At 43.6% G+C, this 16819-nt stretch carries 20 protein-coding genes; 17 read left to right on the forward strand and 3 right to left on the reverse strand.

What is annotated here, in order from left to right; translation table 11 throughout:
• The 7 genes from AC1DIV_RS08865 to AC1DIV_RS08895 all read left to right on the forward strand — a co-directional run.
• Positions 1-229: transposase (locus AC1DIV_RS08865; protein WP_477576198.1), on the forward strand; the 229-nt coding region annotated here is incomplete at its 5' end.
• 291 nt (positions 230-520) lie between these two features.
• On the forward strand, positions 521-1621 hold the full coding sequence (locus AC1DIV_RS08870) for a DUF4097 family beta strand repeat-containing protein (RefSeq protein ID WP_340878090.1): 1101 nt from the start codon (positions 521-523) through the stop codon (positions 1619-1621).
• 534 nt (positions 1622-2155) lie between these two features.
• Positions 2156-3091 carry an HPr(Ser) kinase/phosphatase gene (gene hprK / locus AC1DIV_RS08875; RefSeq protein WP_048687982.1) on the forward strand — a complete coding sequence of 312 codons (936 nt, stop codon included), beginning with the start codon at positions 2156-2158 and terminating at the stop codon, positions 3089-3091.
• A 26-nt stretch (positions 3092-3117) separates the two neighbouring features.
• Positions 3118-3930 (forward strand): prolipoprotein diacylglyceryl transferase, encoded by an 813-nt coding sequence (lgt, locus tag AC1DIV_RS08880; protein WP_340878088.1) that lies wholly within the window; start codon positions 3118-3120, stop codon positions 3928-3930.
• A gap of 27 nt (positions 3931-3957) precedes the next feature.
• Positions 3958-4902, forward strand: a complete 945-nt coding sequence (locus AC1DIV_RS08885; protein WP_251540531.1) for a nucleoside recognition domain-containing protein — start codon at positions 3958-3960, stop codon at positions 4900-4902.
• Positions 4892-5563 carry a pyrophosphatase PpaX gene (gene ppaX / locus AC1DIV_RS08890; RefSeq protein ID WP_323596317.1) on the forward strand — a complete coding sequence of 224 codons (672 nt, stop codon included), beginning with the start codon at positions 4892-4894 and terminating at the stop codon, positions 5561-5563. Before AC1DIV_RS08885 ends, ppaX begins: the two co-directional genes overlap by 11 nt.
• Positions 5560-6078, forward strand: a complete 519-nt coding sequence (locus AC1DIV_RS08895; protein ID WP_054398691.1) for an acyltransferase — start codon at positions 5560-5562, stop codon at positions 6076-6078. The genes ppaX and AC1DIV_RS08895 overlap by 4 nt, the downstream gene beginning before the upstream one ends.
• A 37-nt stretch (positions 6079-6115) precedes the next feature.
• Here AC1DIV_RS08895 and AC1DIV_RS08900 read toward each other — a convergent pair whose 3' ends face one another.
• From AC1DIV_RS08900 to AC1DIV_RS08910, 3 genes are all read right to left on the reverse strand, one after another.
• A complete protein-coding gene (locus AC1DIV_RS08900; RefSeq protein WP_340878086.1) occupies positions 6116-6259 on the reverse strand; it encodes a YwzD family small protein in 144 nt (47 codons plus the stop codon).
• A gap of 78 nt (positions 6260-6337) precedes the next feature.
• Positions 6338-6970, reverse strand: coding sequence for a class D sortase (locus AC1DIV_RS08905; protein WP_340878085.1), 633 nt, complete (start codon positions 6968-6970; stop codon positions 6338-6340).
• Position 6971: 1 nt separating this feature from the next.
• Complete coding sequence (locus AC1DIV_RS08910; protein WP_340878084.1) at positions 6972-8030, reverse strand: processed acidic surface protein; 1059 nt, start codon at positions 8028-8030, stop codon at positions 6972-6974.
• A 474-nt stretch (positions 8031-8504) separates the two neighbouring features.
• On the opposite strand from AC1DIV_RS08910, the gene AC1DIV_RS08915 reads away from it, so the two are divergent.
• From AC1DIV_RS08915 to AC1DIV_RS08960, 10 genes are all read left to right on the forward strand, one after another.
• Positions 8505-9689: an ATP phosphoribosyltransferase regulatory subunit gene (locus AC1DIV_RS08915; RefSeq protein WP_048687999.1), complete on the forward strand. Its 1185-nt coding sequence runs from the start codon at positions 8505-8507 to the stop codon at positions 9687-9689.
• The gene (hisG, locus tag AC1DIV_RS08920; protein ID WP_034311625.1) at positions 9682-10311 is read left to right on the forward strand and encodes an ATP phosphoribosyltransferase; all 630 of its coding nucleotides are present in this window, start codon (positions 9682-9684) and stop codon (positions 10309-10311) included. Before AC1DIV_RS08915 ends, hisG begins: the two co-directional genes overlap by 8 nt.
• 26 nt (positions 10312-10337) lie before the next feature.
• On the forward strand, positions 10338-11627 hold the full coding sequence (hisD, locus tag AC1DIV_RS08925; RefSeq protein ID WP_323596313.1) for a histidinol dehydrogenase: 1290 nt from the start codon (positions 10338-10340) through the stop codon (positions 11625-11627).
• Between the two features lie 89 nt (positions 11628-11716).
• Positions 11717-12304 carry an imidazoleglycerol-phosphate dehydratase HisB gene (gene hisB / locus AC1DIV_RS08930; protein WP_048688005.1) on the forward strand — a complete coding sequence of 196 codons (588 nt, stop codon included), beginning with the start codon at positions 11717-11719 and terminating at the stop codon, positions 12302-12304.
• Entirely contained in the window at positions 12305-12937 is a 633-nt protein-coding gene (hisH, locus tag AC1DIV_RS08935; protein ID WP_340878083.1) for an imidazole glycerol phosphate synthase subunit HisH, read from the forward strand.
• Positions 12934-13668 (forward strand): 1-(5-phosphoribosyl)-5-[(5-phosphoribosylamino)methylideneamino]imidazole-4-carboxamide isomerase, encoded by a 735-nt coding sequence (gene hisA / locus AC1DIV_RS08940; RefSeq protein ID WP_063595783.1) that lies wholly within the window; start codon positions 12934-12936, stop codon positions 13666-13668. The genes hisH and hisA overlap by 4 nt, the downstream gene beginning before the upstream one ends.
• Positions 13669-14427: an imidazole glycerol phosphate synthase subunit HisF gene (gene hisF, locus AC1DIV_RS08945; RefSeq protein ID WP_063595784.1), complete on the forward strand. Its 759-nt coding sequence runs from the start codon at positions 13669-13671 to the stop codon at positions 14425-14427.
• Positions 14424-15080 carry a bifunctional phosphoribosyl-AMP cyclohydrolase/phosphoribosyl-ATP diphosphatase HisIE gene (gene hisIE, locus AC1DIV_RS08950; RefSeq protein WP_251540511.1) on the forward strand — a complete coding sequence of 219 codons (657 nt, stop codon included), beginning with the start codon at positions 14424-14426 and terminating at the stop codon, positions 15078-15080. The genes hisF and hisIE overlap by 4 nt, the downstream gene beginning before the upstream one ends.
• Positions 15081-15111: 31 nt before the next feature.
• Complete coding sequence (locus tag AC1DIV_RS08955; protein WP_340878082.1) at positions 15112-15297, forward strand: hypothetical protein; 186 nt, start codon at positions 15112-15114, stop codon at positions 15295-15297.
• Entirely contained in the window at positions 15290-16792 is a 1503-nt protein-coding gene (locus AC1DIV_RS08960; protein ID WP_063595786.1) for a tetratricopeptide repeat protein, read from the forward strand. The genes AC1DIV_RS08955 and AC1DIV_RS08960 overlap by 8 nt, the downstream gene beginning before the upstream one ends.
• The last annotated feature ends 27 nt before the right edge of the window (positions 16793-16819 follow it).

Below are 16819 nucleotides of genomic sequence, written 5' to 3' on the forward strand. Positions count from 1 at the left end.
TATACAAAGCATGTCCCGTAAGGGAAATTGTTTAGATAACGCAGTCATGGAAAACTTTTTTGGCTTGTTAAAGTCTGAATTGCTTTATCTCCAAGAGTTTGAAAGTATGGAGCACTTTGAAAAGGAATTAGATGATTATATTCATTACTWTAACCACAAACGAATGAAGGTAAAATTAAAAGACCTGAGTCCGATAGAATACCGAACTCAGGTCTTAGAAGCTGCTTAAATTATATGTCTAACTTTATTGGGTCAGATCAACTGGCTTTTCTTCGAGTTTATCTACAGTCTTGAACAAGCCATCAGGCTTGTTTTTTTGTAGAAAAATGACGGTGTGCATTTAATCAATCATTTGATTAAAGAATGGGAAAACAAGTTATTTCCGGGGAAATCAAACATCTTCCTTTTCGGAAATTGTCATTTTCGTTTGTCGAATGATGGGAAAAACGGTATTTATGAAACTTTTTAGATATCTAGGCGTATGTATGAATAAAATGATAGAAGAAAGCGAGGAATGTTCATGCAGGAGGAAAGAAAGAGAATTTTAGAAATGATTCAGGATGGAAAGTTATCAGCGGAAGAAGCCATGGGCCTATTGGAAGAATTAGATAAAGCCAGTCAGGAAAGTGAAGCTAAAGAGCAGAAATTGCAAAATGAATTATCGACGGTAGTCGTGGATAAGAAAAGCGAAGGAAGCAATCAGGATACGTTTAAGAAGAATATCCAGTCATCGAAAGAAAAGATTATGGATTTCGTTGAAAGTGCTTTTAAGAAAATCAAAGAAACGGATCTTGATTTCAATTTCGGGAAATCTGTGGAGGTCAGTCATATTTTCCAGCATGATCAAGATTTCCTGAATGTAGTTGATGTAGATATAGCGAATGGGAAAATGAAAATCGCCGCATGGGACCATGATGATGTCCGGGTGGAATGCCAAGCTAAGGTATACCGTGTGGAAGATATAGAAGATGCCAGGAAAAACTTTTTGGAAGAAGTCGATTTCACGATTGAAAATGGAAAATTGAAGTTCAAGGTTCGTGAAAAATCCATAAAGGTTGATACGACCATGTACATTCCAAGAAAAGAATATGAGGACATTCATGTAAGGATGTTCAATGGCGCAATCACGGCTGAATCATTGAAATCAGAGAACTTTAAAGCGAAAACGGCGAATGGTGCCATTCATATCATGCAGGGTACGGGTGATTCCTGTGAGCTTGAAACTGGTAACGGGATGATCACCATTTCAGATACAAATTTTAATGACTTGGAAGCCGAGACCCTGAATGGAGCGATTAATGCCGATGGGTACTTCAAGAAATTGGATGTTCAAACGTTCAATGGTGAAGTCATCTGTACGAATTCAGGGATGGATTGCGATTCGATCCATGCTAAGTCAGTCACTGGAAAAGTCCAGCTGACCCTTCCTCCAGGTAAGGCGATCGAAGGAGAGTTGAAATCCAATTTAGGAAGCTTTAATGTAACTTTGGAAGGGATGACCATCATCGAAGAGAAAAGTGATGTGGTTCAGAAGGTCCTTAAGTTCAAGACAGTTAAAGAAGAGGTTCCTGTGCTTCATGTTTTTGCAGAAACGAAGACTGCAGCAATAACGGTTTCCTGAAAAGGGAAAGTTCACTGGCGGCGCAAAATGCATGCAAACTCTCTGAAAATGAGTTTGCCTGCATTTTTTTTTGGATTGTACAATTTGGATGTTGATTTCCGCTCCAGGCACTCGCTTATCCAGAGGCGGTCGTGGAGTCCTTGCGCCTGTGGGGTCTCCCCTAGACGCGCTTTGCCCGCAGGAGTCTCGTACCTTCCTCTCCAATCAAATTTGTTATTAAATTTAGATAGAAACCATATTTAAGGAGTTGAAGGTTTTGCGTTGGAGTTGGTTCAGGAACATTATTCTCCCTCTTTTGTCTACTAAGAGAGCCCGCCAATATAAACTGCCGGGCTTGCTTTTATTTGGTGTAAGGATTCATGTATGTCCCTCTCCTCTCTTTACTGGTTATGGGGCCATCCCGCTGCCATCATCCGTGCGGAGTGAATAAAAAAACGATAAATCGATAATGCATTGTTTGGTTATTAACAGAAAAATGCTAAAATAGAAAAAGTATCTCAAAAAATAGCATCGCTCCAAAAGGAGGAAAGATATATGGCAAAAGTCCGTACAAAGGATATAGTAGAAGCGTTCGGTCTAGAACTTATCAGTGGGGAAGAAGGAATTAACCGACCGATCGTCACGAGTGATTTATCTCGTCCCGGACTTGAAATAGCCGGTTTTTTTGATTATTATCCCGCAGATCGAGTACAGCTGTTAGGTATGACGGAGATGTCCTTTTTTAATCGGTTGAATGAACCGGATCGAATACAGAGGATGGAAGAGTTGTGCCGGGACTTTACTCCAGGCATCATCATTACGCGTGGTCAGGAAGTGCCGTTAGAATTGATCGAAGCTTCTGAGCGGGAATCCGTTCCTGTGATGAGATCCAATATGAAGACGACAAGGTTATACAGCCGTCTGACCAATTTCCTTGAAAGCAGGTTGGCACCAACCACTGCCGTTCATGGTGTATTGGTGGATATCTATGGTTTAGGTGTGTTGATCACCGGTAAAAGCGGAGTCGGTAAAAGTGAGACAGCCCTGGAATTAGTGAAACGGGGTCATCGTCTCGTAGCCGATGACTGTGTCGAAATCAGGCAGGAAGATCAAGATACGCTAGTCGGGAATGCCCCGGATTTAATTGAACATCTTCTTGAAATTAGGGGATTGGGAATCATAAATGTAATGACACTTTTTGGAGCTGGTGCAGTCCGCAGCAATAAAAAGATCTCAATCGTCATCAATCTGGAACTATGGGAAAAAAATAAGCAGTATGACCGGGTTGGCCTTGATGAAGAGAAAATGAAAATCATCGATACGGAAGTGACGAAAATTACCGTACCTGTCCGTCCAGGGCGAAATTTAGCTGTTATCATTGAAGTGGCAGCCATGAATTACCGCCTGAAACGAATGGGAGTAAATGCTGCAGAACAGTTTTCAGATCGCTTGAACCATGCCATTGCAGATCCGGAACATGATGAATTTTAAAAGGTTATAGGAAAAGAGGGGACAAAATGGAACAAGGAATACAGCCGCTGAATCCGATAGCGATTGATCTAGGTCCCATTCAGGTACATTGGTATGGGCTAATCATCGGTTTCGGTGTGTTATTGGGTCTTATTATCGCATTAAGGGAGTCGGAGCGAAGAGGTCTTGATAAGGAAATATTTACTGATTTGATTTTGTTTGCTGTCCCGATCGCGATCATTAGTGCCCGTATTTATTATGTGATCTTCCAATGGGAGTACTATTCACAAAACCCGGGGGATATCATAAAAATATGGAATGGCGGAATTGCCATACATGGTGCGTTGATCGGATCGGTGCTGACTGCAATCGTTTTTGCAAAGGTCAAGAAGGTCTCATTTTGGAAGCTGGTGGATATTGCTGCACCGAGCTTATTGTTGGGGCAGGCGATTGGCCGTTGGGGTAATTTCATGAATCAGGAAGCGCATGGGGGAGAAGTAACACGGTCATTCCTTGAAAATATGCATTTGCCTGAATTCATCATAAATCAAATGTACATAAACGGTACGTATTATCACCCGACCTTCTTGTATGAATCGATTTGGAATATCCTCGGAGTCATAATTCTCTTAAGTTTACGGAAAGTGAACTTGCGCAGGGGGGAACTGTTTTTAACCTATGTAATATGGTATTCCATCGGACGTTATTTCATCGAAGGATTGCGGACGGACAGTTTGATGCTGACGGAGTCACTGCGTATCGCACAAGTGATTTCGGTAGTGTTGATAGCTGTAGCCATTGCTTTAGTGGTCTATAGAAGGGTCCGCGGGCATGCAGACAAAAGATATTTAGATGCATAGGTAATATGTGAAAAGGGAGAGGGCATAGTGATAGTGGATTCGGTTAAAAAGGGACTTCTTTCAGGCTTGAATACAACCTGGTCTTTGGGGAAAGTGATATTTCCGGTTACTCTGATCGTCACTGTGCTTCAATATACGCCTGTATTGCCGTTCATCATCAACTTGATAGCGCCTTTGATGAATCTCATCGGTCTTCCAGGGGATGCTGCAATTCCGCTTGTATTAGGGAATTTCCTGAATTTATACGCAGCGATTGCAGGCATATTAACGCTTGATTTGACTGTGAAAGAAGTTTTTATCATCGCTATGATGCTATCTTTTTCACATAATTTATTGATCGAGTCAGGTGTGGCGATGAAAACCGGTGTCAAGCTGTGGGTCATCCTAACAGTACGGATCGGGCTTGCGCTTTTGTCCGCTGTCGTCATCAATCTTGTTTGGCAGGGCGGATCTGAAATGGCCCAAGGAACGGCTATCGGGGAGGCTGCAGAGATTAACGGAACGGGAGCAATCCTTTTGCATGGGGTCATCCAGGCCCTTTCAGGTATTGGCCAGCTGGCGGTCATCGTTATTCCGCTCATGGTTGCGGTTCAAATCATGAAGGATTTAAAGTGGCTGGAAGCCTTCTCGAAAGCCCTTGCCCCTTTCATGAAGGTCCTGGGGATGAAGCCGAATGCTTCCATGCCTTTCGTTACAGGCCTGACTCTCGGTTTGGCATATGGCGCAGGCGTGATGATTCAAGCGGCTAAAGAGGATAATGTTTCGAAGAAGGATATGACGATTGCATTCATCTTTTTAGTTGCCTGCCATGCTGTTGTAGAAGACACACTGATTTTTATTCCGCTGGGGATTCCGGTCTTGCCGCTGTTACTTATTCGGCTGCTCACTGCCATTGTTTTAACGATGGCCGTTGCGTATATATGGAATCGGACTGATAGGGTACAGAGAAAGGAAGCTGTATATGAACAGTAACATAACTACATTATTATTTGATCTTGATGGTACTTTGATCAATACAAATGAATTGATCATCGCCTCTTTTACAGAAACTTTAAACCACTTTTGTCCCGGAAAGTACAATCGGGAAGATATCATTCCATTTATCGGACCGACTTTGATCGATACGTTTTCTTCCATTGATCCAAAACGTGTGGATGAAATGATCGCATACTATCGGGAGCATAATTGGAGGAACCATGATTTGCTTGTCACACAATTTGACGGGGTGTTCGAAACCGTTCAAACGCTGAAGCAGAGCGGTTATAAATTGGCAGTCGTTACGACAAAGAAGCGCGATGTCGTCGAAAAGGGACTGCGTTTAAGCAAACTGGATCAGTTCTTTGAAGTGGTGGTCACACTGGATGAGGTGGAAAAGGCAAAGCCGGACCCAGAGCCTTTGGTAAAAGCTTTACATCAGCTCGGTTCGGTTCCTGAAGAAGCGATCATGATTGGCGACAGTTATCATGATATTATGGGCGGGAAAAATACAGGTACAAAAACGGCAGGGGTCTCCTGGTCCATTAAAGGCCGTGAATTCCTGGAAAGCTATCACCCTGATTATATGCTTGAGCAGATGGCGGATTTATTGAGTATCGTTGAGGTTGAAAAACTCACGGAGGCTAGAAAAAAATGAGACGCACGTCCCGCTATCCAGTTGAAGGGGCCAATTCACTATGGCATGTATATAAGACCGTTCCATTCTGGAAAGTCGTCAAGAATTTTGTGGTGATACAGCTAGCGCGTTACACGCCTTTTCTGGGCATGAAGAATTGGCTATACAGGACTTTTTTACATATGAAGGTCGGGAAGCATACTTCGTTTGCCTTGATGGTCATGCCGGATGTGATGTTTCCGGAAAAAATATCGGTCGGAATAAATACTGTCATTGGCTATAATACAACGATCCTTGCTCATGAATATTTGATTCATGAATATCGTTTAGGAGAAGTGGTCATTGGCGATGAAGTATTGATTGGCGCGAATTCGACCATTCTTCCAGGACTTTCAATTGGTAATGGAGCGATTGTCTCTGCGGGGACGCTTGTCCATAAGGATGTTCCGGAGGGAGCTTTCGTTGGCGGGAATCCAATGAAAATCATATATACCAAAGAGGAAATGCTTGAGAGAGAGCAGCAAACTTCCTTATGAAAAAAGGGACTTGCCCCTATATGCGGCAGGTCCTTTTTTAATGGCATTTTGGGTATAACGGAGTCAGTTCATTCTTTAGATGCTCTATCACTTCGTTGATTGATACATTTTCCTGGTTCACCGTCGCTTCATACGTTTCTTTTAAAATTTGAAAAAACCTTTCCTGTTCCTGTTTTTCCATATTGAGCTTGGCCTCCTATCATCTAGTAAAGATTTATGAAGAGGGAGCTGAACGACTTCAGCCCCGCATCTCATTTATCTATTCCGATTTCAATAAATCGGCAACCAATACGTACCGTTCCGGTGCACTACCAATATATGAAAACGGGTAGCAGGTTGTTACTGTAAGTGTGGCTTTAGGCTTGGGAACGATCACGGTACGGTCATCTGCATCGACGATACGGACCTTCCTCACTTTATATGTAAACGTACCTGCTTCTGTCTTGGCAATCAGCAAGTCACCCTCGCCGACTTCACCTAGATCTCTGAAAATTGTATCTCGATGACCGGATAAAACGGAATTATCCTTTTCACCGGGAAGGACGGATCCTGCATAATGACCGACGCCTTTTTCGAGCTCATCTTCGTCCGTTCCGTGATAAATCGGGAGTGTTGCTTCGATTTTTGGAATATATAGCTCACCCATCAAATCACCGGTTTCCGGTCGTTCTTCATATAGTTCAATGCCATCAGGATTATCTGCTTTCGTCTTCGGTTCGGGGAGCTTAGCCGTTGCTTCCGTCGTGTCAGGATTATTCCATTTATATAGGGCATAGCCTTTTAACAGCGTATAAGCGTTTGTCGTTGTAAAATAAAAACCTAAGGTCAAAAAGCATACAGCAGTGATAAGCAACGATTTTTTCTTATGCCTGGATTGCCTTTTTTTGCTCATCTTAATTAGTGAGTCTCGCTTTTCTAATTAATCCGAAAGCGATACCCATCAACACTAAACCGAATAAAGCACCGAATAAATAATTACCTGCCGTTTTAGGAAGCACTCCGCCTTTTTCCGTTTTATGCTCAGGTTTTGCCGGTTTCTTCTTTTCTTTTTTTACCTCAGCCACTTTAGAAATGACCTCATTGGACTGTTTCATGTCATTGCCGGTTTCTTTCACTAAATCGGAACCGATCATTTCACCGGTCAATGTAAAATCGAGCAGGAACTTGCCGTTTAAATCATAAATGGAAACTAGTAAACTAGCATTCGTCAATTCCTTAAGCTGGAATAATGCATCAAGGGAAAGGTTTGTCTTGACACCATCCTGAATTAAAGCGAATTTGAATTGAATTTGCAGCAAGCTTTGAAGATCATTATATATCGAAAGCAATTCTGCCACTTGTTCTGCAGATAATTCATCAATTGTTTCAAAATACTCTAGTTGATTCATCCTATCGGAGATCGCCATTAAACGAGATTCAAAAGAAGGGTCTTCGACGATAGGCAAAAGGTGGTTCATGAATCTGTCGAGCTCTTCGTCCGTAAGGCCGATCTCAGTAAAGAGACCATCCATTAAATCGCTGATCTCTTCTTCATCATATTCCATCTCTTCCTCATCATAATTCATTTCTAAATCGATGATATCCTCAATGTCGTAAATGAAATGGAAGGTATCGATGATGGAATCCCCCTCTTCCAGTTCGCCGTATTCCATTAGTAATTCAGTAAGTTCAGCTTCTGTCATTTCATATTGTTTAAGTAGATTCTGTAAGGTCTCAGGAGTGACGGCAGGTCCTAATGTTTCACGCAACTCTTCTGCCGATTTCAATTCATTCAATGTTAAGTCGTAATAGGATAAATACTCTTCCAATTCTTCTTGCGTCATTCTAACTTCAGAAAGGTATGCATTAAGCTCATCCTGGTTGATCTTAGTTGCCGCAAAACCCTTCGTTCCGCTTGAACCTAGTGAAAAAAGAACGATAAGTGCCACAAAAAACGAAAAATATTTCTTCATTCCCATATCCCCCTAAATTTATCTAATATTGCCAAACCCCTATGTATTATAAAACAGCTAAACCAAAAGGTACACATTAATAACAATGAATGGCTAAAGATAGGAGGAATCGTCTAGGGAAAAGGGCTTAAACCGATCATGAAGAATATCCAAGACCGACGTGGTATGGAAGGAATGGGATTAGGCATATTTTCCTTGACGTGAGGTGGGGGCGGGGGTAAACTATTAATAACTTCAACCTGCTACCATATTAGCGAACTAAAGTAATTTAATAGATTATTGCGATTATTTATATGATTATGTCATTTAATTTGATACTATTTTTATATGTTATCCGAAAATTGGATTTAAGCGTGAAAACCTTGGAAAGATAAAGGGATAAACACAAAATAGGGAATGGGTGCATCGGTTTTTGCCTATAGGCGGACCGATTGGATATAGATAGTAATCAATATTGCAAAAGGATGTGCAGTCGTGACAAAGCCATTTATGTTTGAAAAACCATTAGGCATGAGAGATACATTGCCGGTGCTGTATGAAACGAAAGTGTCGGCCAGAAATAAAATGAGTGATGAAATCAAGAAGTGGGGCTATCAATTTATTGAAACGCCAGCTTTGGAATATTATGAAACAATTGGCGAGGCTTCAGCAATATTGGATCAACAGTTGTTTAAACTTCTTGATTCCCAGGGGCATACGCTCGTACTCCGTCCCGAGATGACAGCGCCCATTGCACGGGTCGCAGCATCCAAGCTGCTAAAACAGCAAATTCCGCTTCGCCTGGCCTATTCCGCGAATGTATACCGGGCACAGCAGCGTGAAGGAGGCAGGCCGGCAGAATTCGAACAGATTGGCATTGAATGTATCGGAAATAAGTCAATAAGTGCCGATGCTGAAATGATTGCCCTGCTTGCGGATGCTCTAAAGGCTGCAGGGCTTCAGGAATTTAAAATTTCCATTGGACATATCGGATTTCTGCAAGAGTTTTTCTTGAGTATTCTAGGTACGGAAGAAAGGGCCTCTATATTAAGGAAGTTTTTGTATGAAAAAAATTATGTTGGTTATCGCGAGCATGTTAAATCACTGCCGCTTTCATCCATTGATAAACAACGGCTTATCGAATTTACCTCCTTACGTGGCAGTGAAGGAACCGTGGAAAAGGCGCTAGGGTTGGTTGAAAATAATAAAGGGCAAGATTCTTTGGCTGAACTGAAGGAATTGTCTGCGCAGCTAAAAGAATTTGACGTTGAACAATATGTGAGCTTCGACCTAACATTGGTCAGTCATATGAGTTATTACACGGGAACTTTATTTGAAGTGTATGCCGGACAAGTCGGTTCTCCAATCGGCAATGGCGGCCGGTATGATAATCTGCTTGAGAAGTTCGGCTGGAATGCTTCGGCCACAGGTTTTGCAATCCGGGTGGATCGTCTTGCAGAAGCTCTTGGGGAGCCGATTCAGCCTGTCGCGCCAGAATGTATTTTATTCAGTCCTGAACGAAGATTGGAAGCGATCGGTTTTGCAAGGGAAAAACGCTCCGTAGGGAAATTGGTAACGATTCAAGATATTACAGTCGTCCAAAATGTCGATGCTTTTACACGGACATTTTCTGAAGTTCATTTATTCGTGGGGAACGGGGGGAATGGAAAAGATGAATAATAGCTTTTTAACGATTGCCATGCCGAAAGGGAGAATATTTGAAGAAGCGGCAGAGCTATTAAGAAGGGCCGGTTTTCGTCTCCCTCCCGAGTTTGATGATTCCCGGAAATTGATCCTTGAGGTGGAAGAAGAGAATCTGCGGTTCATTTTAGCTAAACCGATGGATGTCGTAACCTATGTGGAACACGGCGTCGCTGACATTGGAATTGCAGGGAAGGATGTCATGCTTGAGGAAGAACGTGATGTCTATGAGTTACTTGATTTGAAAATCAGTGCCTGCTACTTGGCTGTAGCTGGACTGCCAGGTACGAAAATAAGTGACATCGCCCCCAAAATAGCCAGTAAATACCCGAATGTTGCTTCCAGTTATTTTCGCGAGCAGGGGGAGCAAGTCGAGATTATAAAGTTGAATGGGTCTATTGAGTTAGCACCGTTAATTGGTTTAGCTGAACGAATCGTCGATATCGTTTCAACCGGGCGGACATTGAAGGAAAACGGTCTTGTGGAATATGCGAAAATCGCCAATGTGACTTCGAGGCTGGTAGCAAACCCTGTCAGCTATCGAATTAAAGAAGCAAGGATTACCGAAATCGTGGAACGGCTAGCAGAAATTATTGAATAGTAAAGAATCGCTAATGAGGTGAAGGTATGAAAATAGAACGGTTTGCTGAAGGGATTTCCCTGAAACGCTCGGTTGAAGCAGGTACTGCCGATCAAAGAAAAGCGGTTCAGGATATTATTTATGATGTCAGGAAAAGCGGAAACGCGGCTTTACATACCTATACCGAACGTTTCGATGGTGTCAGTCCAGGGGAATTGCTTGTATCGGAGCTGGAAATGGAAGAAGCGACAGCGGCATTGACTGCTGAGCAGCTTGAGATTATTCAAGAAGCTGCGAATAATATCCGAATGTTTCACGAGAAACAAATTCGAAATTCATGGTTTACGACTGATGATACGGGAACGATGCTAGGACAAAAATTGACACCTCTTGATGCTGTAGGTGTTTATGTACCTGGAGGCACAGCGGCCTATCCTTCGTCAGTATTGATGAATGCACTTCCTGCGAAGGCCGCGGGGGTGGAACGGATCGTTATGGTATCTCCTCCAGGGAAAGATGGGAAATTATCGCCAGCGGTTTTGGCAGCCGCTAAAATTGCCGGAGTTAAGGAAATCTATAAAGTTGGCGGGGCCCAGGCCATAGCTGCCCTCGCTTATGGGACGGAAACAATTAAGAAAGTGGATAAAATAGTGGGTCCGGGAAATATATATGTGGCGTTAGCGAAGCGCGAAGTATTCGGGGATGTCGCCATTGATATGATAGCAGGTCCAAGTGAAATAGCGGTATTGGCGGACGAAACGGCCATCGCTGCAGAAGTAGCGGCAGACTTGTTATCACAGGCGGAGCATGATGCCCGGGCTTGCAGTGTTTTGGTCACGACTTCTACGTCTCTTGCAGAAGAAGTGGCAGCAGAAGTGACCAAGCAGGTGGCGTTGCTTCCACGTCATGATATTGCTGCAGCCTCGATAAGGGATTATGGAAGAATCGTTGTATGCGGGAATATGGCAGAAGCTGTTGAAGCGATTAATGAACTTGCACCGGAACATTTGGAAATTGTGACCAAGGATGCACTTGAAATCATGGCTAAAATCCGCCATGCCGGTGCAATCTTCATTGGCCGCTTTAGCTCGGAGCCCGTCGGGGATTACTTTGCAGGCCCCAATCATGTGTTGCCTACCAATGGAACCGCCCGTTTTTCCAGCCCGCTGAATGTGGATGATTTTCAAAAGAAATCGAGCATCATCATGTATAGTGAAACGGCCTTCCGCAAAAATGCAGAAAAAATCGCAGCATTTGCCCGAATGGAAGGATTGGAGGCCCATGCCCGTGCCATCGAATCACGTGGTGTGAATGAATCGGGAAAAGGTCCTGAATGATTAAATAAGTGAAATCGGTGATATAAAAACTTTAGACATGCATTTACATCTTAGGAAAAGGGGTCGTACCCCGTTGAGGAGGAGCTGTAATGGAACGTTTTGCTAGTGTGGAGCGAAAGACGAATGAAACGGAAATAAGTTTGAAGTTTGATGTGGATGGGGAAGGTAATTCCTCCATTAAGACCGGCGTTCCGTTTATGACGCATATGCTGGATTTGTTCACGAAACACGGGAAGTTTGATTTGACAGTAGATGCAAATGGGGATACGGACGTGGATGATCACCATACAACTGAAGATATTGGCATTTGCTTGGGTCAGACGTTATTGGAGGCCCTTGGAGACAAGCGCGGGATAAAGCGTTACGGAAATGCTTTCGTACCTATGGATGAAGCACTCGCCCAGGTTGTCATCGATTTAAGCAATCGTCCGCATCTTGAGTTCCGGGCTGAGTTTCCTTCGCAAAAGGTCGGTACTTTCGATACTGAACTGGTGCACGAGTTTCTTTGGAAATTCGCTCTTGAAGCCAGGATGAACCTTCATGTAGTCGTTCATTACGGTCACAACACACATCATATGATCGAAGCAATATTCAAAGCGCTTGGACGTGCATTGGATGAAGCTACGACAATCGATCCACGTGTCAAAGGCATCCCTTCGACGAAAGGAATGTTGTAAATGATCGGGATCGTCGATTATGGCATGGGGAATTTATTTTCTGTAAGTAAAGGGCTTGAGCGCCTTGGTGCCGGTTCATTCATTTCCGATGACCCAAAAGAACTTTCAAAGGCGAAAGGGATCATACTTCCCGGCGTTGGCTCTTTCAGGGATGCCATGAGTCTCTTGGAAAAACAAAAGCTGGATGAATTTCTACGGGGATATGTAGCGGATGGGGGGTATCTATTAGGCATCTGCCTTGGTATGCAGCTTCTCTTTGATGAAAGTGAGGAAAATGGACCGGCAAAAGGATTATCCCTCATCCCGGGAAAAGTCGTTCGTTTTAAGGGAGTGGATGCGAATGACCAGGTTTATAAAGTGCCGCACATGGGCTGGAATCGACTTGAATTCAAACACGCATCACCAGTGAATGAGGGGCTGGAAGAGGAACATGTTTATTTCGTCCATTCATACTACGTCGATACAGATGAATCATTCGTTACCGCTTCGGCGATGTATGATGTGGAAGTGCCGGCGATCGTCGGTAAAGGGAATGTATTCGGCATGCAGTTCCACCCGGAAAAAAGCGGGAATATGGGGATGTCACTCTTGAGAAATTATCTGTCATTAGTAGAAGGGAAGGAAGAAGCATGAGCAACTTTACTATTTACCCGGCGATTGATATGCGCGGAGGCAAATGCGTCCGCTTAATCCAGGGAGATTACAATCAGGAAACCGTTTATGGTGATTCCCCCTTCGATATGGCTAAAAGCTTTGCGGACCAAGGAGCCGGTTGGATACATATGGTCGACCTTGACGGAGCTAAAGAGGGAGTAAGAATCAATGATTCATACGTAATTAAAGCGGCAAGTGAGTTAGGCGCCCGCATTCAAATCGGCGGCGGCATCCGAACGGAACGGGATATAGCCCATTATCTGGATAATGGAGTGGAACGTGTCATTCTAGGCAGCTCGGCCGTTTCAGACCCTGATTTCACTAAAGATATGATTAGGAAATATGGAAGCCATATCGCTATCGGGATCGATGCGAAGGATGGCAAGGTTGCCACTCATGGCTGGCTTCAAACGTCTGGAACCCTTGCGGTAGATCTTGGCAAACTACTGGCCGATGCTGGTGCCGAGACCTTTATCGTGACTGATATCGCGACGGATGGCATGCTTTCAGGGCCGAATGTGAAAGGTATATTGGCCATGGCGGAGGCAACTGGTAAAAACGTGATTGCTTCAGGAGGCATTAGTTCACTCGAAGACCTTATCACCCTCAAGGAGTATGAAGCCCAAGGCATTGCAGGGGCTATCATTGGCAAGGCACTTTATACCAACCGCTTTACTGTAGAAGAAGCACTAGAAAAGGTGCGTGGTTAAATGCTCACTAAACGAATTATTCCATGTCTCGATGTAAAAGATGGGCGCGTAGTCAAGGGCATACAATTTGTTTCCCTTAGGGATGCTGGAGATCCGGTCGAACTTGCAGCCTTTTACGACCAAGAAGGTGCCGATGAGCTTGTCTTCCTGGATATTTCCGCATCACATGAAGGCAGGGAAACGATCGTCGACGTCGTTCAAGCGGTAGCGGGCAGCTTGGCAATCCCGTTCACGGTGGGCGGCGGCATTAATTCATTGGCGGATATGAAGAAGATCCTGCGGGCTGGTGCCGATAAAGTATCCTTAAATACAGCAGCCATCCTGCGTCCGGATTTAATTAATGAAGGTGCTGATTATTTTGGTTCCCAATGTATCGTGGTTGCCATAGACGCCCGATATGATGAAGGGCTTGGGTCTTGGCGGGTATATACCCACGGCGGCCGGAAACCGACTGAATGGGAAGTGACCGAGTGGGCGAAGGAAGCCGTATCCCGCGGTGCTGGGGAAATTTTATTGACAAGCATGGATTGTGACGGCGAGAAACAAGGGTTTAATATCGCTTTGACAAAAACGGTATCTGAAGCCGTTTCAGTTCCGGTCATCGCCTCTGGCGGGGCAGGCAACGCTGAACATTTCCAGGAAGCCTTCCAAGAAGGTAAAGCCGACGCAGCATTAGCGGCATCGATTTTTCATTATAAAGAAACATCCGTTAAAGAAGTCAAAGCGTTTCTCAAACAACAAGGAGTGGTTGTACGATGAATCTTGAAACTATTAAATACGATGAAAAAGGTTTGGTACCGGCAATAATTCAAGATGCAGGAACAGGCGAAGTGCTGACACTTGCTTACATGAATCAAGAATCTCTGCAATTGTCGATTGAAAAAGGGGAAACGGTTTTCTTCAGCCGTTCGCGCAATGAATTATGGCATAAAGGAGCAACCAGCGGCAATATCCAGAAAATCACCGAAATGAAGTATGACTGCGATCAAGATGCATTGGTCGTTCGGGTCGTGCCTGCAGGTCCTGCGTGCCATACTGGGGCAACAAGCTGTTTTAGCGAAACGATTTACCAAAATGGTGAAGCCGGACAAGACGTGAAGGCGGATGTGACTTTCTTGACGGAATTGGAAAGATTGATTGAAAAAAGAAAATCGGAAATGCCTGAAGGTTCATATACGACCTACCTATTCGATAAGGGCGTTGATAAGATCCTGAAGAAAGTCGGTGAAGAAGCGGCAGAAGTGATCATTGCTGCTAAGAACCGTGATGCAGAGGAACTTTCGATGGAAAGTGCCGATCTCCTCTATCACTTATTCGTTCTTCTTCAAGAGCAGGAGCTGCCTTTCCAAGCGGTACTTGATGTATTGAAGGCTAGACATGCCGATAAGGACGAACCGAAAGAAACCGAATGAATGTGATTGCCCTCCGTCAATAGGAGGGCTTTTGTGTGTATTTACGATGGCGAGCAGCGATCTTGAATCCCCATATGACAAGGAAAATGCTTCGATTTTTCTTGAAGAAAGCATGATGATTCCTGTTTTCCATTTTCTTGAATTGTTCGGCAAATTTTCTCCAATATGTTATAATACTATGGTTAATCAACTTGTAGATGGAGGATTACATGAGTAAAGACTCTAAATTTGGCCAACAGGCAAAAATTCTAACCTTTCACCCAACAGGTGAGTATTATTTCACCAAGGGTTTAAAAGCTTATCATAGACGGGAATTACCTAAATCAAAGAAATACCTGGAACGTGCGCTGGAACTTGAACCTGCTGAACCGATGATAGCTTGTCAATTGGCAATCACTTGCTCGGAAATCGGTGAATATAATTATTCAAACAACCTTTTGGAAAACATCTTGGATGTGATGGATCCCTATATGTCGGAATGTCATTACTTCCTGGCTAATAATTATGCCCACTTAGGCATGTTCAAGGAGGCTTATCGTCACGCCAGTGCTTATCTTGATAAAGAAGAAGACGGGGAGTTCAGCGATGACGCAGAGGATCTGCTTGAATTGATAACTTTTGAGTCGGATGAGTCAGAAGAAAATCCCTTTAAGCATGATGGGCTCATTACCAAACAGGAACAAGCCCGTGAGTACCTGGAATCAGGCAATTTCCCGAAAGCGATCGAAGTGCTGAAAGAAACGATTGCCGAGTACGAGGATTACTGGTCCGCTTATAATAACCTGGCACTTGCCTATTTCTATCTTGGTCAAGTGAATGAAGCTTTTGCAACACTTGATGAGGTATTGGAAAAAAGTCCGGGAAACCTGCATGCTCTTTGTAACCTTGTTGTATTTCATCATTATCAACAGGATGAGGCAAAGGTTGAAGAGCTCATACAGATGCTGGAGAAAATTAGGCCGATGCTATCCGAACATCGTTTCAAGCTTGGAGCGACCTTCGCTCTGATCGGAAATTATGATTCTGCATATAATTGGCTTAAAGGACTTCAAAAGCAAGGGTTCGAAGGAGATGGAACCTTCTACTATTGGCTTACCATTTCCGCTTACCACTTAGGCCACGAACAGGCTGCCAAAAAGGCATGGAAAAAGGTCGTGGAAATGAACCCGGAAAAGGAAGGCATGGAGCCTTGGGGAGATATGAATGCAACTTCAGATGGTTTTGAACATCATTTTCCTTCTATTATAAAAAGGCTGGAAAGTGAATTCATCGAAGAAAGGCTTTTTGCCATTTTCCTTCTGAAACATTCGGTTCATAAACAGAAGCTATTGAAAAACCAGGTCCTCAACCTAAACCAGAATTTCACTGAATTGGAACGTGATTATGCCGAACTTGTTCAAGGTCCTGCTAAAGATCGCCAATTAACACCGATTGATTTTGCCGATCGCACAGCTGAGTTATTATATCAGCATTTCCAACCGATTCAATTAAATGAAGCCGGGCTCTATTTAATGTGGTTTTCCGTTTTCATCGAAGCGGTGAAATCCGAGCAGAAGCTAAATAATCCTGCAGGATGGGCATCTGCGGTGGAGTATGTGTGGATTCAGCTTAAAAGTGAGAAGGCGAGCAAACAGGCAATCGCAGACAAACATTTCATTTCGGTGTCCACCTTATCGAAGTACGTGAAGTTGGTTCAAAACTTACTCGGATGAGCAGATATTTGGACGAAAAATTATTTG

Source organism: Peribacillus sp. 05N428 (assembly GCF_056397085.1).